This is a genomic window from Sphingobium sp. AP49 (assembly GCF_000281715.2).
GTDB lineage: Bacteria > Pseudomonadota > Alphaproteobacteria > Sphingomonadales > Sphingomonadaceae > Sphingobium.
Window position 1 is genome coordinate 900,105 of sequence record NZ_CP124576.1, and the last position, 14,195, is coordinate 914,299.

Consider the following 14,195-nt stretch of genomic DNA (forward strand, 5'->3'; position numbering starts at 1 on the left):
GCCCCTTCGATAGTGGCGAGCAGGAGAGTTGCCGCAGGAGAGACGGGGGCGTGCGCCAGGATTATTATCAACATGCCTATGTGACCACCGACTGGCGCCGGGCGATGGACGAGATCGCCGCACTGCACGGCATCGGCCATTATATGGAGATGCCCGACGCGCTGTTCGATACCGGGCAGGATCGGCAGGCGGTCGCCCATTTCGCGCTGGGGACCAAGGATGAACTGCAGTTCGAGATCATCCAGCCCTTGTCGGGCGATATCAGCGTCTATCAATGGGGCCTGCCGGCGGAGGGCTATGGTACCCATTTCCACCATCAGGGCCGGCATTTCGGCGATCGCGCGGCCTTCGACGCGGCTGTCGCGGCGGCCAAAGCGCGCTGGGCGATGCCGATCGCCTGGGACACGATGGGCGGCACCTATGCCTATTTCGATGCGCGGGCGGATCTGGGGCATTTTCTCGAATATTTCTGCTTCCCACCCGGATCGCATCTCGAAGCGGTGCCGAGTTTTTGATGATGGAAAGCTTCGACCTCATCGTCGTGGGATCGGGCGCGGCGGGTGCCATGGCGGCCTTGCGCGGCGCGGACCTTGGCCTGTCCGTCCTGATCGTGGAGAAGGCGCATCAATTTGGCGGCACGTCCGCGACCTCGGGCGGGGTGATGTGGGTGCCGGGCCATGGGTTGGACGGGGACCAGGGCGACAGCGCCGCCGAGGCGTTGCGCTATTTGCGCAGCGTCATCGGCGTGCCGGTGGATGAAGACAGGCTGGCCGCCTATGTCGACCGCGCACCAGAGATGCTGCGCTTCCTGAAGGATAGCGGCGTGCCGGTAATGGCGGCGGCCTGGCCCGATTATTTTCCCGACGCACCGGGTGCGCGGGCGGACCGGTCCATCATCTGCCCGACCTTCGACGGACGACAACTGGGCGACGAACGCTATCTGCTGATGCGGGCGCAATATGGCCGGTTCACGCTGTTCCGGCGCTACGCGATGGACCTTGGCCAGACCTTCGCCCTGATGATGCAGCAGCGCGGCTGGCGCTGGACGGCGGCGAAGATGATCGCGCGATACTGGCTGGACCTAAGCACGCGGCGTTTGTCGGCGCGCGATCGCCGCTTCACCCAGGGCGCGGGGCTGATGGGCGCGCTCTATCATCAGGTCTTCGCGCGCGGTGTCGAACTGCGGCTGGAAACGGCACTGGAGGGGCTGACGCTCGGTACCGATGGCAGCGTGTCGGGCGTCACCGTTCGCCGCTTCGGGCAGGTGCAACAGATTGCAGCGCGCCACGGTGTAGTGCTGGCTTCCGGCGGCTTTGAATGGAATCAGGCGCTGCGCGAGCGTTTCTACCCGGTGCCGGGGCTGGCTCGCCACAGTTCCACCCCGGAGGAAGGCAATCGCGGCGACGCACTGATCGCGGCGGAGGCGATTGGCGCGTCGGTGGCCCATACCGATCAGGGCTGGTGGATACCGACCATGACCCTGCCGGCGCCGGACGCCGCCAATTTCCACGAAATCCACCAGGCCGCCTTTGATGTCGGCCGGCCGTGGAGCGTCTGCGTCAACCGGCTGGGGCTGCGCTTCGTCAATGAAGCGACCGGCTATGACCGGTTCGGTCAGGCCATGGTGGAAGATCAGGTGAAGACCGGCGCCAACATGCCCTGCTGGCTGATCTTCGACGCCAAGTTCCGGGCGAAGTTCAGCGCCGGCGGGCTGATGCCCACGGTGCATACGCCCGACCATCGCATTCCGGGCCATTGGTGGGACCATTATGTCTTTCGCGCCGGATCGATCGAGGAACTGGCGCGCAAGATCGGCATCGCGCCGCAAGCCCTGAGCGAAACCGTGCAGATGATGAACGGCTATGCCTGGACCGGCGTCGATCCCGAGTTCGGTCGGGGCGGCAATATCTATGATCGCTTCTTCGGCGATCCGGTCGTCACCCCCAATCCCAATCTGGGGCCGATCGACACCGCCCCCTTCTATGCCGTGCCGATCAACAATGGCGATCTGGGCACCAAGGGCGGGCTGCGCTGCGATGCACAGGCGCGGGTACTGGATGGCGGCGGCCGGCCGATCCCGCATCTTTATGCAGCCGGCAATTGCGCCGCGAGTCCCTTTGGCGACTGCTATCCCGGCGCCGGCGCGACGATCGGCCCGGCGCTGACCTTCGGCTTTGTCGCCGCCGAGGACATTGCAGCGCGGGCGAACGACAAGCAGAGGATGACGGCATGACGGAACAGAAGGTCGCGATCGTCACCGGCGCGGCGGGCGGCATTGGCGAGGCGATCGTGCGGGCCTTGTGCGCCGATGGCGTGGCGGTGCTGGGCACGGGGCGCAGCGGCGACAAGCTGGCGGCGCTGGCAGCGGCCTTGCCCAAGGAAGCGACCTTTGCCTGGGTGGCGGCGGATATTGGCGACGAAGATGCGCCGGACAGGATCGTGGCGGAGGCATTGGCGCGGTTCGGCCGGGTTGACTATCTGGTCAATAATGCCGGGGCCGGGGTGTGGGCGCCGGTGCATGAAACGACCGACGCGATGCTGGACGAGGTGATCGGCCTGTCGCTGCGCGCGCCCTTTCGCCTGTGCCGGGCTGTCCTACCCCACATGGGCATGGGGTCGGCGATCGTCACCATCGGGTCGACCTTTGGCATCATGGGCGGCATGGACGGCGGCATCTATTGCGCGGTGAAGGCGGGGCTGACCGGCCTCACCCAGACGATGGCGGCGCAATATGGCGAACAGGGCATAAGATCCAACATCGTCGCGCCGACCGTGGTGCGCACGCCGATGACCGATGCCGCCTGGGACTATCCCGCCTTCCAGCGGATCAACCAGGGGCTGACCCCCTTCTACCGCGACTGTCTCCCCGAAGATGTGGCCAATGTCGTAGCTTTCCTCTGCTCCGACAAAGGCGAATATATCAACGGCCAGGTGATCGCGGTGGACGGTGGCTGGTCGACCACGCGGATGATCAACAGCCGTTTTACCGGCTGAGATCGGCGCGCAGCGCGGCCTCGTCCCGGTCCAGTGCGTCCAGCGTGGCGATGGCCATGGCGCGATAGACCGGCAGCAGTTCGGGTGCGTGCGCGGTCAGCGCCGTCAGATGATTGCCGATCGTCTCCCGGTCGCCGCGCAGCAACGGGCCGGACAGGGCGTCGATCCCGCGATCCAGGCTGTTGTCGAGTGCGGCGTGGACCAGCGGCGCCAGCAGCGCGCCGGGTTCGGTGACACCGGCTGCCACCAGCGCGCCGGAGGCGCCGGCGATCAGCGTCACCAGATGATTGGCCGCATGGCAGAGCGCGGCATGATAGAGGGCGCGATGCGTTTCCGCGACCTCGACCGCCACGCCGCCCAGCAGCGCGACCAGTTTATGGGCTGCCGCCAGTGCGGGAGAGTCCGGCCCGGTGATGGCGAAGCGGGCGCCCTGCATCCGGGCGACTTCGGCCGCCGGATCGCCGGTGAAGGTCATCGCCGGATGGACGGCGGCGGTGGTCGCGCCCTGCGCTCGCAGCGGGTCAAGCAGCGCCGCGCCGCTGCGCCCGCTGACATGGCAGATGGTGGCGGACAGGGGCGTGGTGGCCAGGTCCGCGATCACCGCAGGCAGGGCGTCGTCCGCCACCGCCAGCAGGATCAGGTCGCAATTGGATGACAGCGAAGATGACAGGGTAACGGCCTGCGCACGGCCGATCGCGGCAACCGCTGCAGCGGCATGATCCGGATTGCGACCCTGCACGAGGACCGGCGCGGCGCTGTGTCGGGTCAGCGCCAGCCCCAGCGCGCACGCGACCCGGCCGGTGCCGATGAGGCCGATCTGGCGGTAGGCGGGATGCTCGGTCATGGCGCGCCTATATCCCGGCCGGTGCGGCTACTCTAGCCCGGATTGGTGGCGGTGACGATCCAGGCAGCGCCGTCGATCAGGATCGCCGTCTCGCCCGGTCGCGTGGCGAATGCCTGGCGCACCGCCTGAGCGGCGCGATCCCGCACCTCTACAGGCTGATCGGTAAGCGCACGGGAGAGCGGGCCGACCTCGAACGCCATGGCGAGCGCATCGTCCAGCGCTGCCTCGCGATGGGCGCCCCGGCCGAAGGGAATGGCGCCATCGACCGGGGCGAGGGCGATCTCGGCAAAGCCGGCTTCGCCCAATATGCGTGTCACCCGTGCGGCGTCGCCGAAGGAGAAGGGGCCGGGCGCTTCGGGATCGGGCGGCGCCAGCGGCGGCACGATGTCGCGGATCGCGCCCATCGGCAGGCGCACCCAGTCATTGTCCGCCGCCGCGCGCCAGCAGACGAAGGCGATTCGCCCGCCCGGACGCAGCCAGCGCCGCATATGGGCAAAGCTGGCCACCGGATCATCGAAGAACATCACGCCAAAGCGGGAGAAGAGCAGGTTGAATCCGTGGGTGTTCAACGCCGCGCTGCCGGCATCGGCCAGGGCGTAGCGGACCGGCAGGTCGGCGGGCTGCTGCGATTGGGCCAGGGCGATCAGCGGCCCGGAAATGTCGAGGCCCAGTACTTCACCGGTCGCGCCGACCTGGCGGGCAAGGGCGATGCTGCTGGTGCCCGCGCCGCATCCGATATCCAGCACACGCTCGCCCGGCCGGACCGCCGCCGCTGCCATCGCCGCATCGCCAAAGGGCGCGAGCATCGCATCGAGCCGCTGGCGGTGGATGACCCAGCGTTCGCCACTCGATCCGTTCCAGTCCGAGACCTGATAGACATTGGGCTGCGCCATCTTCTTTCCTTTTTGCGAATCGTTCGCAAATTTCTAATGGCTGGCGATGAACATGCAAGAGCGGGTGATTACCAAATGACGCGACGGGTGATCAGCTTGTCAATTTCGCTGTCACTCAATCCCAATATCTCGCCATAGACCAGATGGTTATGCTCGCCGAGCAAAGGTGCGCCACGGGTGATGCTGGCCTCGTCCGGTGTCATGCGCCAGCCCGGCCCGATGACCGGCCGGGCTTCGCCCTTGGCGTCGCTGACCATGCGATAGGCCCCCAATGCCCAGAGCGCCTCGTTACCGATCAGGTCGAGCGAGGACTGGCTGCGAAAGGCCGGCACGCCCGCCAGAAGCAGCGCCTGCGCCATCGCCTCGGCATCCCAGTCGGGAGTGCATTGGGCAATGGCCGCGTCGAGCGCGTCCCGATTGGCAAGCCGGTCGGACGCCTGGGCGAAGCGGGGATCGGCGGCCAGCGCCTGCGTACCAGATATGGTACAGAAGGCGCGCCATTCCCGGTCATCGGCGATGGCGAGACTGATCCATTGCCCCTCGGCGCACGGATAGCAGCCATGGGGCGCCATGTCGGCATGGGCATTGCCCGTTGCCTGCGGCAGCTCGCCGGTCAGGCCATAGGCGAACAGGCTGTCGCCGACCATCATCGACAGCGTCTCGACCGCTGACAGGTCGATAAACTGGCCCTCGCCGCTCGTCTCGCGATGATGGAGCGCAGCGACGATCGCCAGTGCGGCGGCGGCGCCGACGGTCGAATCGCCATAGCGGATACTCATCCCCGCCGGCGTCTCGTCGGCATGGCCGACCAGTGCATTCAGCCCGCCCAGCGCCGCGAAACAGGGGGCATAGCCGGTCTGGTAGCCGAGCGGCCCGTCACTGCCATACATTTTGATCGAGAGCTGGATGATGTCGGGGCGGATCGCACGGACATCCTCATAGCCAAGTCCCGATCGCTCCATCGCGCCGGGCCGCAGATTGTCGATCAGCACATCGCACGCGGCGATCATCGCGCGCAGATGGGCCATGCCCTCGTCCGACTTCATGTCGAGCTGGACGCTCAGCACCTCCTGATTGATGCTGCGAAAATAGGGCGCGCTGTCGATGTCGACGCCGCCATAGGCGCGCATCTCGTCCAGATTGGCGCGGCTTTCCACCTTGATCACCTCCGCGCCGAGGAAGGCGAGCAGCTTGCCGGCATAGGGGCCGGCCCAGACCTTGGCGATCTCCAGCACACGGACGCCGGCGAGCGGTCCGCCCCGGCTCATGCCAGCATCGCCTGATCGGCGCCCGCCGCAGGAGCCGGGCTGTGCAGCCGCACCGGCGAGGCGCTCATGCGATAGGGCACGGTGGGATGCAGCGCACCGCCCAGCGACCGGAAGAAGCCGCGATGCCGATACTGGGCATGGTCGATCAGGTCGGCGGCGCTGTTGACCTGCACCAGCGGGACGCCCGCCTGCTGTGCCGCCTGCGCCACGACATCCTTGGCCTGGGTCGCGATCCAGGCGCGGAAATGGCGGCGGAAATCGGCGACCCGGTCAGGCGTGCAATGATATTCCAGCCAGTCCTCGGGGAAGGCGATGGCCCATTCGGGATCGCCCATCAGCGCACACAGCCCGCGCCAGTGCGCGCGCGTCGTCATCAGCAGATAGACATGACCATCGGCGCAGGCGAAGGCGGCGCCCGGCCCGCCCATGTCATAGCGGGTGCGCTCCGGCCCCGGCTCCGCATCGCCCGCCAGCATCCGCCCCAGCACGCAGTCGGCGCGCGACAGCTGAACCGCGACTTCGCTGATGTCGATCGCCTGTCCGGTACCGGTGCGCCGCTTGCGTAGCAGCGAGGCCGCAGTGCACAGCGCGGCCTCCAGCCCCGCCTCATAATCGCTCATGAAGCGGCCAGCGCCCATGAGCGGTGGTCGGTCGGGCGCGCTTTCACTGGGCGTATGCCAGGCCCAGCCGCCGGCATTCATGACGTTGATCGGGCGCGCGACCTGCCAATGGGGCGAGGCGTCCTGGCCAAAGGGGGTGATGGCGCAATGGACGATCGCGGGCTGGCTGCCCAGCGCCAGTCCGTGCTGCGCCGCCCAGTCCGGCGCATGATCGTCGATCAGCGCATCGGTGCGCGCCAGCAGACGGTCGAGCAGGGCGCGATCGCCAGGCGCCGCCAGATCGAGCAGCACCGATTTCTTGTTACTGTTGAGATAGCGGAACAGGGTGCTTTGCCCGTCATGAAACGGCCCCATGGCGCGGGTCGGGGCGCCGCCGGGCGACTCGATCTTGATGACCTCCGCGCCGAAATCGGCGAGAAGGCGGGCGGCAAATTCGCCCGCCACCCGCTGCGCCGTCTCGACGATGACCAGCCCGGCCAGCGCCGTCATGTCTGGCGCACCAGCAGATAGTCGCCGACATCATCGACCCGTGCCTGCCAGCCGGGATAGACGGCGATGGTGGTGAACACCTCCTCGATGATCGCCGGTCCGGTGACGCGGGCGCCGGGGATCAGGTCCGGTCCCTTGTGGATCGCGATATCGGCAAAGCCGTGGCCCAGATTGGCGCGGCGATGGCCATGGGCGGCGGGGTGCACGACCGGCGCGGTGAAGCCGCCGCCTGCGGGTGGCATCGGCGTTTCCACCTGGGCGGTCAGGCGCACGCCGGTAATTTCCGGCACTTCGCCGTCGCGGACATGGCCATATTCGGCCAGGTGCCGGGCATTGAAGGCAGAGATGGCGCGGGCCGACAGCGTTTCGTCGACGAAGCCCTGATCATCGAGGCCACGGCCTTCATGCAGGTCGAAGGTCAGCGCCCAATTCTGCCCGGCATAGCGCATCGCCACGCGCCAGCGCGCCTGCACCGCATCGGCGGCAAAGCCCGCTTCGGCAAAATGCGCCCCGGCATCGGCGGCCAGATCGGCCCACAGGCTGCGCAGCCGGTCGAGGTCGAGCGCATCGGCGCGCGCGCTGCAGGAGCGTTCCTCGTCGATCGCCGGATGGGCGACCAGCGTGCCGAGCGCGGAGAAAGTGGGGGAAGCGCGGGGCACCAGCACCTGGTCGATCCCCAGATCCTGCGCCTGGATCGCGGCGAAGGCCGGGCCGTTGCCGCCATAGGCCAGCATCACCATGTCGGCCGGGTCCATGCCCTTGGCCGCCGTGGTGCGCCGCACCGCCTGGGTCATATTGGCATTGACCAGCCGCCAGCAATCGAACGCCGCCTGCTGCGCGTCATAGCCCAGCTCCGCGCCCAATGCCGCGAACGCCTCTGCCACGCCCTCGTCGCGCAGGCGGAAGCTGCCGCCGGCAAAACCCTCGCCGGTGGAAAGAATGCCGAGCATCAGCAGCGCGTCGGTGACGGTCGGCCGCAGCCCGCCCCGGCCATAGCAGATCGGTCCCGGCGCCGCGCCGGCGGAGGCAGGGCCGACCTTCAGCTCCCCCTTGTCGACATGGCAGATTGATCCGCCACCCGCGCCCAGCGTTGCCACCTGCACCATCGGCACGCCGACCAGATAGCGATGATGCATGTTCCATCCCGCTTCGGCCGGGGCGGCGCCGTCTCGCACCACCGACATGTCATAGCTGGTGCCACCCATGTCGACGCATAGCAGGTTGCGATAGCCCTTGGCGCCGCCGGTGCGCGCCGATGCAATGACGCCGCCGGCGGGACCGGAAGCGAGCAGGCGGATCGGCGCGGCTTCGATATAGGCGCGGGTCATGACGCCGCCGGATGCCTGCATCACCATCAACTGCCGGGCATAGCCGGCCTGCGCCAGACGGCTGACCAGCCGTTCGAGATAGGCATTCACGCGCGGCGCGACATAGGCGTTCACCACCGTCGTGCTGATCCGGTCATATTCCGGCGCGCGCGACAGGATGCGGTGGCCGAGCGAGACGGGGATGCCGGGCATTTCCTCCGCCACGATCTGTGCCACCCGATCCTCATGATCGCCGTTCACATGGGCGAAGATCAGGCCGATCGCGACCGATTCGACGCCCTGTTTGCGCAGCCTGGCGCAGGCCTCACGCACCGCCTCTTCGTCCAGTGCCTCATGTACGCTGCCATCGGCCAGCACCCGTTCGGGCACGGTCAGGCGGCGGCGGCGCGGCACGATCGGAATCGGCGGCTCCAGCCGCACGTCCCAGATGCTTTCCTTGTAGCCGCGCCGATATTCCATCTCGTCGCGGAAGCCCTGGGTGGTGATGAGGCCGGTGATGGCGCCGTCCATCTCGATCAATATATTGTCCGCGACCGTGGTGCCGTGGACGATCGCCTCGCAGCGCTGGAGGAAATCGCCCAGCGACAGTCCCTCCTTGCCGGCCAGCGTCTCCAGCCCCTCCATCACGCCGATCGAGCGGTCGTGCGGGGTGCTGAGATTCTTGTGCAGGATGACCTGTCCGTCTTTCACCCCCTCTTTCAACAGCGCGAAATCGGTGAAGGTGCCGCCAATGTCGATGCCGACGCGATAGCTCATGCCGCGATCCGCTCCCCGCGCAGTGCTGCCGTGGCGGCAGGATCGACCGCCAGGCTGTAATCTTCCAGACTGCCGGTCAGCGCCACGCCATAAAGGTCGCGGGCGGCGGCGATGCTCACCAGTTCGTCCAGCACATCCTCGCACACCGCCTGCGGATCGCGGCGCAGCGCCGGGCCGAAACCGGCGCCGCCGCCATGCTGATAGGCAATGACCGCGCCGGCCGGCAGTTGCGCCCGCGCCGTCAGTTCGACCCGATATTCATCGGGCGTCCCGACCTGAAAATGATTGAGATAGGGGGTGCCGTCGGCACCACCGGCCAGGCCGCTGATCGGATGATCATGGCTGACCATCCACGCCATCGCCAGCGCCGGTTCCAATATCTGCTTCACATTGCGGCTGCCCGGCATGCCGCGCCACTGGCCCGCGCCGCCGCTGTCGGTGACCAGTTCGCGGCTGATGTTGATGACGGGGAAGCGCGCCTCGCCATCCTCCGCCTGCGACAGCAGCAGATTGCCGAGCGAGACCGGGCAACTGCCCCAGCCGTCTATGCCCTGCACGGCGGATACGTCCATCGACCGGCAATCGACGCCCTGGTCCATCCACATTTGGCCGCCCGGATCGAAGCCGATCACGGCATTGGGCATGCCGATCTTGTAGACTTGCGGTGCGGACCGGTCGGGCGCGACCTGCGACAGCGCGACGCACACCGCCTCGGTAATTTCGCAGGCGGGGTGGAAGGAGCCGAGCGCGGCCGGACGGTTGGGCGCGGGATGAGCGATGCAGCCTTCGGGCAGGATGATCTCGACCGCGTTGAACAGCCCTTCATTCTTGACGATGTCGGGGTCGATGCTGGCGGCGATCTGCGTCATGATATAGCCGCGCGAATTGGCAAAGGTGTTCCACACCCCGACCAGATCCTGCCGATCGTCGGTGCCGCTGAGGTCGACGGTCAACTGGTCGCCGGCGACGGTGCAACCCACTTGGACGCGGATATCCTTGGTCCCCATCGTGTCATGGTCGATATGGACGGTCGCGTCATAGCGGCCGTCGCGCCAGACGGAGACGGTGGCGCGCATCTGCCGTTCCGACTGGTCGATCGCATGATTGACCGCCGCCCGCACCATGTCGGCCCCCCATTTGTCGAGGATCGCGCGGATCGAGGCGGTCGCCTTCTCGACCGCGCCGATCATCGCGGCGAGATCGCCGGCGAAGCTGGGGAAGCGGTTGTTGCGTTCGAGCAGGTGGATGGCGTCGCGGCGCTTTTCGCCGCGATGGACCAGCTTCAGGCAGGGAATGGCGAGGCCCTCGGTGAAGATGTCGGTGGCGTCGAGGGTGAAGCCGCCCGGATCCTTGCCGCCGGTATCGCCCTGATGCGCCTGCAGCGCCTGCACCAGCACCAGCTCGCCCGCCGCGTCATAGACCGGCGCATAGACATTATAGTCGGGCAGGTGGCCGCCGCCATAATCGGGGTCGTTGCCGACGAAGACATCGCCCGGCCCCCAGTCATAATCTTGCTGCTGCATCAGACCATAACGGACGGTGAGTTGTGACACGAAGGTCAGATGCGGCGTGCCGATCGACCCCATGGCCAGCCGCCCATGGGCATCGACGATCGCCGCATTGCGCTCGTTCGACTGATTGATGATGGGGGAGGAGGCGGCGCGGCCGAGATGGGTCGTCGCCTCGTAGCAGACGGTTTCCAGTGCGCCGCGAATGATGCTGGCGGTGACCGGATCGATCACCGTCGCGGTCGGCAGGGGGGGGCGCTTGGCGGCCAGTTGGGCGTTGAGGGCAAAGGACATGGGCCTGCCTCAGCGTCCGGGCCGCAGCGGCGGCATGGCGACATAGCGGTCGACCGCCTGCTCGAAATGGCGGATGCGGATTTCCTGATAATTGCCCAGCGTCAGGCCGCGCTTGGCGCTCGCCTCTATGCCTTCCTGCTGCAGGAACAGATTGTCGGTATCCTGGTCGAGAATCTTGCCGAAGCCCGCATCCATGCCCGGCGCCTCGCAGAAGCTTTGTTCGTCGGTCAGCAGGATCGGCTCGGCCGGTTCGGGGCGCGGGCCATCGCTGGGTACCGGGCGCAGGAAGAAGACCTCATAGATGCAGCGGCGATGATCCCCGGGGTCCGGGCGGAAGCGATAGACCATCGGCAGCGACACGCCGGGGAAGAGATAGGTGTTGGGAAAGAGGGTGTAGGAGAAGCAGTCGAGCATCTCGCTGTCGGATGTAGCGCTCAGGTCGCTGCCGGTGGCCGCGCCGAACATGGTGCGGAACAGGTCGGCCATCGCCTGCCGCGCGGTGCCGTCGCCCACCTGCGGGCGGTCCTCGCTCAGCACGGACGCGTCGCCGAGCGTGAACTGGTCGAGAATATCCTGCTCCGAAAAGCACCCCTCCAGATGCGGCGAGGCGACACCCAGGCAGGAGATGAAGCGGTTCACATGGTCGCCATAGACATCATATTGGCTGTTCGCGTCGGCGTTGGACGGGGCGACCTGCGGATGGGTTTCGATCACATGATAGGCTTCCATGAAGGCCTCGATTGTCAGCTTCCAATTGGCCGGAAAGCTCTTCTGGACATGGAGGTGGATATAGCGGTCCTCCAGCTTCCACGCCTTTATATGGGCCAGCGCCTCGGCACCCAGATAGTCTTCCAAACTGGGCGCGTCCGGGTCCATGTTGATCCATATGAAGCCGCCCAGCGTCTGGACACGAGCCTGGGGCAGGGCGTTGTTCGCCGGATCGACATGGGGGAAGTCCCAGGGGCAGGTGATGCTCTTGCTGGACCCATCCACGTTCCAGCTCCAGCCATGGAAGCTGCATTTGAACTCGCTGGCATAGCCCGCTGAGCCTGATGCCCGCAGCTTGGTGCCGCGATGCAGGCAGGCGTTGTAATAGGCGCGGATATCGTCCGCCGCGACGCGGGTGATGATGAAGCTGTGGCGGCCGATCTCATAGACCTGATAGTCGCCGATTTCCGGTATATGCTCCTCGCGGCAGGCGAATTGCCAGGTGCGGGTCCACAGGCTTTCCATCTCGCGCCGGGCAAAATCGGGGTCGATGTAGCGGTCGGTCGATACGTCCTCGCTACCCAGAAACGCATAGGATTCGCTGCGGACCCAGCCGGGCGCGGCAACCTTGTCGCGGGCAATGATATCCTGCGTGCTGATCGCCGGGCAGCGGGCATCGCCCGCCGCCATCGGGCCGCTTTCCATATTCATGCAACTCTCCGTTGGTCGGGGGTGGCAGTGTCGATCAGGCCGGGCGCGATGCTGTGGATCGCGCCGTCCTTCATCACCATGGCCAGCCGGTTCTTGTCTTCGAGGATGGTGACGTCGGCCAGCGGATCGCCGTCCACCAGCAGCATGTCAGCCAGCGCACCGGGGACCAGCGTGCCCAGATCGCCCTGGTCGCGCATCGCCTGTCCCCCGTTGCGGGTGGCACAGGTCAGCGCGCCGGCGGCGTCATAGCCATAATAGTCGATCAGCAGCCGGATATCGCGGGCATTGGTACCCTGCGGGTTCCAGGCCAGGCCATAATCGCCGCCGATCAGATGGCGAATGCCGCGCTTGCGCAACGCGCTATGGGTCTCGACCGATGCTTCGATCAGCGCGGGGATGCCCATCGCGTCGCAGGCGGCGCGGCTGATCCAGGGTTCGCCATGATGGATCATCGCATGGAACAGCCCGATCGAGGGCGCGATGACGATCCGATCCTTCGCTTCCTCCAGCATGTCGAGCAATTCGCTGTCGGCATATTCGACATGGAACAGGCCATCGACCCCGGCGCGGACGCAATATTTGCTGCCTTCGATCGACCGGCTATGGGCGTTCACCTTGCGGCCGAAGGCATGGGCGGTGTCGACCGCCATCTGCACTTCCTCGAACGCCATCGGCGTCACATGGGCCGGGCTGCCGGGATAGAAGGGGTCGCCCGAGACATCGAGCTTGATATTGTCGCAGCCCTCGCGGATCGCGAGCCGCACCGCGCGGCGCATCTCCTCCGGCCCGTCGACGACACAGGAAATGCCGATGCGCGGATTGTGCAGCCTGCTCTCGTCGCCCATGCCGCCGGTGACGGTGATCTCGGTCGATCCGGCGCGGATGCGGGGGCCGGGGATATGGCCGGCGTCGACCGCGTCGCGCACCGCCACGTCCAGCTTCAGCTTGGCCGCCGATGCGCCATAGCAGCTGGTGAACCCCTGATCGATCAGGAGCCGGGCCATGCGCGCGGTGATGAGCGTGTGCGCTTCGGGCGAGGGGGCGATCAGATCCTCGGTCGAGGCGGCGTCGCCGAAGGAGATATGGGCGTGACCTTCGGTCAGGCCTGGCATCAGCGTCTTACCGGTGCCGTCGATGATCTGGTCGACATCGCTGCGCGCGGCATCATGACCGATGGCGGCGATGCGGTTTCCTTCCACCCGCAGGTCGCCGACAAAGCCCGGCGCACCGGTGGCGTCCCAGATGGTGGCGTTGGCGATAAGCGTGGTCGGCACGGATGGCATCCTCTTCTGTCCGCCAGACTAGGCCGCGCCCGTCCGCCGCCCAATGACTGCACGCGCACTTGGCGTTTCCTCTCGCCGCCGCCCGGCCTGCCGCGCCAGTCAAGCCACTGCGCGGCGCCATGCCTTTCCGCCCCGGCCCCCGTCCGCCATCCTGCCGGGCAAAAGGAGAGCAATGTCGATGGTGCAGGTCACCTTTGTGGACGTGAATGGCGTGGAACGGTGCGTGACGGGCGAGGGCGACCTGTCGTTGATGGAACTGGCCAAGGCGAACGGGGTCGACGGGATCGCGGCCGACTGCGGCGGCGCCTGTTCCTGCGCGACCTGCCTCGTCCATGTCGATCCGGCCTGGACCGATCGCACCGGCACGCCCGACGATATTGAATTTGCGATGCTCGACATGGTGTCGGACGTGGCGACCGACAGCAGCCGCCTTGCCTGTCAGATCCGCCTGTCGACGATGCTCGACGGCCTGCGCGTCGTGGTGGCACAGCAATGAGCG

At 66.9% G+C, this 14,195-nt stretch carries 12 protein-coding genes; 4 read left to right on the forward strand and 8 right to left on the reverse strand.

Annotated elements, in window-relative coordinates:
- Positions 1 to 50: 50 nt before the first annotated feature.
- From PMI04_RS04430 to PMI04_RS04440, 3 genes are read left to right on the forward strand one after another with little or no spacing between them, the layout of a single operon-like run.
- Positions 51 to 515: a VOC family protein gene (locus PMI04_RS04430; RefSeq protein ID WP_007711560.1), complete on the forward strand. Its 465-nt coding sequence runs from the start codon at positions 51 to 53 to the stop codon at positions 513 to 515.
- Positions 515 to 2,233, forward strand: a complete 1,719-nt coding sequence (locus tag PMI04_RS04435; protein WP_007711567.1) for an FAD-dependent oxidoreductase — start codon at positions 515 to 517, stop codon at positions 2,231 to 2,233. Before PMI04_RS04430 ends, PMI04_RS04435 begins: the two co-directional genes overlap by 1 nt.
- On the forward strand, positions 2,230 to 2,994 hold the full coding sequence (locus PMI04_RS04440) for an SDR family oxidoreductase (RefSeq protein ID WP_007711573.1): 765 nt from the start codon (positions 2,230 to 2,232) through the stop codon (positions 2,992 to 2,994). Before PMI04_RS04435 ends, PMI04_RS04440 begins: the two co-directional genes overlap by 4 nt.
- Here the strand turns inward: PMI04_RS04440 and PMI04_RS04445 are convergent.
- The 8 genes from PMI04_RS04445 to PMI04_RS04480 all read right to left on the reverse strand — a co-directional run bounded on the left by PMI04_RS04445 (position 2,984) and on the right by PMI04_RS04480 (position 13,687).
- Complete coding sequence (locus tag PMI04_RS04445; RefSeq protein WP_007711574.1) at positions 2,984 to 3,838, reverse strand: Rossmann-like and DUF2520 domain-containing protein; 855 nt, start codon at positions 3,836 to 3,838, stop codon at positions 2,984 to 2,986. The genes PMI04_RS04440 and PMI04_RS04445 overlap by 11 nt on opposite strands.
- Before the next feature lie 32 nt (positions 3,839 to 3,870).
- Positions 3,871 to 4,731 (reverse strand): methyltransferase domain-containing protein, encoded by an 861-nt coding sequence (locus tag PMI04_RS04450; protein WP_007711579.1) that lies wholly within the window; start codon positions 4,729 to 4,731, stop codon positions 3,871 to 3,873.
- A gap of 68 nt (positions 4,732 to 4,799) precedes the next feature.
- Positions 4,800 to 5,999 carry a CaiB/BaiF CoA-transferase family protein gene (locus tag PMI04_RS04455; protein WP_007711581.1) on the reverse strand — a complete coding sequence of 400 codons (1,200 nt, stop codon included), beginning with the start codon at positions 5,997 to 5,999 and terminating at the stop codon, positions 4,800 to 4,802.
- On the reverse strand, positions 5,996 to 7,108 hold the full coding sequence (locus PMI04_RS04460) for a CoA transferase (RefSeq protein WP_007711583.1): 1,113 nt from the start codon (positions 7,106 to 7,108) through the stop codon (positions 5,996 to 5,998). The genes PMI04_RS04455 and PMI04_RS04460 overlap by 4 nt, the downstream gene beginning before the upstream one ends.
- Positions 7,105 to 9,192, reverse strand: coding sequence for a hydantoinase/oxoprolinase family protein (locus PMI04_RS04465; protein WP_007711585.1), 2,088 nt, complete (start codon positions 9,190 to 9,192; stop codon positions 7,105 to 7,107). The genes PMI04_RS04460 and PMI04_RS04465 overlap by 4 nt, the downstream gene beginning before the upstream one ends.
- A complete protein-coding gene (locus PMI04_RS04470) occupies positions 9,189 to 10,994 on the reverse strand; it encodes a hydantoinase B/oxoprolinase family protein (protein WP_007711586.1) in 1,806 nt (601 codons plus the stop codon). Before PMI04_RS04470 ends, PMI04_RS04465 begins: the two co-directional genes overlap by 4 nt.
- A 9-nt stretch (positions 10,995 to 11,003) precedes the next feature.
- A complete protein-coding gene (locus tag PMI04_RS04475; protein WP_007711588.1) occupies positions 11,004 to 12,413 on the reverse strand; it encodes an aromatic ring-hydroxylating dioxygenase subunit alpha in 1,410 nt (469 codons plus the stop codon).
- Entirely contained in the window at positions 12,410 to 13,687 is a 1,278-nt protein-coding gene (locus PMI04_RS04480; protein WP_162832696.1) for an amidohydrolase family protein, read from the reverse strand. Before PMI04_RS04480 ends, PMI04_RS04475 begins: the two co-directional genes overlap by 4 nt.
- Before the next feature lie 181 nt (positions 13,688 to 13,868).
- Here PMI04_RS04480 and PMI04_RS04485 point away from each other — a divergent pair, with 181 nt between their 5' ends.
- Complete coding sequence (locus tag PMI04_RS04485) at positions 13,869 to 14,192, forward strand: 2Fe-2S iron-sulfur cluster-binding protein (protein WP_238535942.1); 324 nt, start codon at positions 13,869 to 13,871, stop codon at positions 14,190 to 14,192.
- Positions 14,193 to 14,195: the final 3 nt, after the last annotated feature.

Coding starts and splice junctions, on each gene's coding strand:
- PMI04_RS04435 (WP_007711567.1), top strand. CDS start 515: ATGATGGAAAGCTTCGACCTCATCGTCGTGGGATCGGGCGCGGCGGGT.
- PMI04_RS04440 (WP_007711573.1), top strand. CDS start 2,230: ATGACGGAACAGAAGGTCGCGATCGTCACCGGCGCGGCGGGCGGCATT.
- PMI04_RS04445 (WP_007711574.1), bottom strand. CDS start 3,838: ATGACCGAGCATCCCGCCTACCGCCAGATCGGCCTCATCGGCACCGGC.
- PMI04_RS04450 (WP_007711579.1), bottom strand. CDS start 4,731: ATGGCGCAGCCCAATGTCTATCAGGTCTCGGACTGGAACGGATCGAGT.
- PMI04_RS04455 (WP_007711581.1), bottom strand. CDS start 5,999: ATGAGCCGGGGCGGACCGCTCGCCGGCGTCCGTGTGCTGGAGATCGCC.
- PMI04_RS04460 (WP_007711583.1), bottom strand. CDS start 7,108: ATGACGGCGCTGGCCGGGCTGGTCATCGTCGAGACGGCGCAGCGGGTG.
- PMI04_RS04465 (WP_007711585.1), bottom strand. CDS start 9,192: ATGAGCTATCGCGTCGGCATCGACATTGGCGGCACCTTCACCGATTTC.
- PMI04_RS04470 (WP_007711586.1), bottom strand. CDS start 10,994: ATGTCCTTTGCCCTCAACGCCCAACTGGCCGCCAAGCGCCCCCCCCTG.
- PMI04_RS04475 (WP_007711588.1), bottom strand. CDS start 12,413: ATGAATATGGAAAGCGGCCCGATGGCGGCGGGCGATGCCCGCTGCCCG.
- PMI04_RS04485 (WP_238535942.1), top strand. CDS start 13,869: ATGTCGATGGTGCAGGTCACCTTTGTGGACGTGAATGGCGTGGAACGG.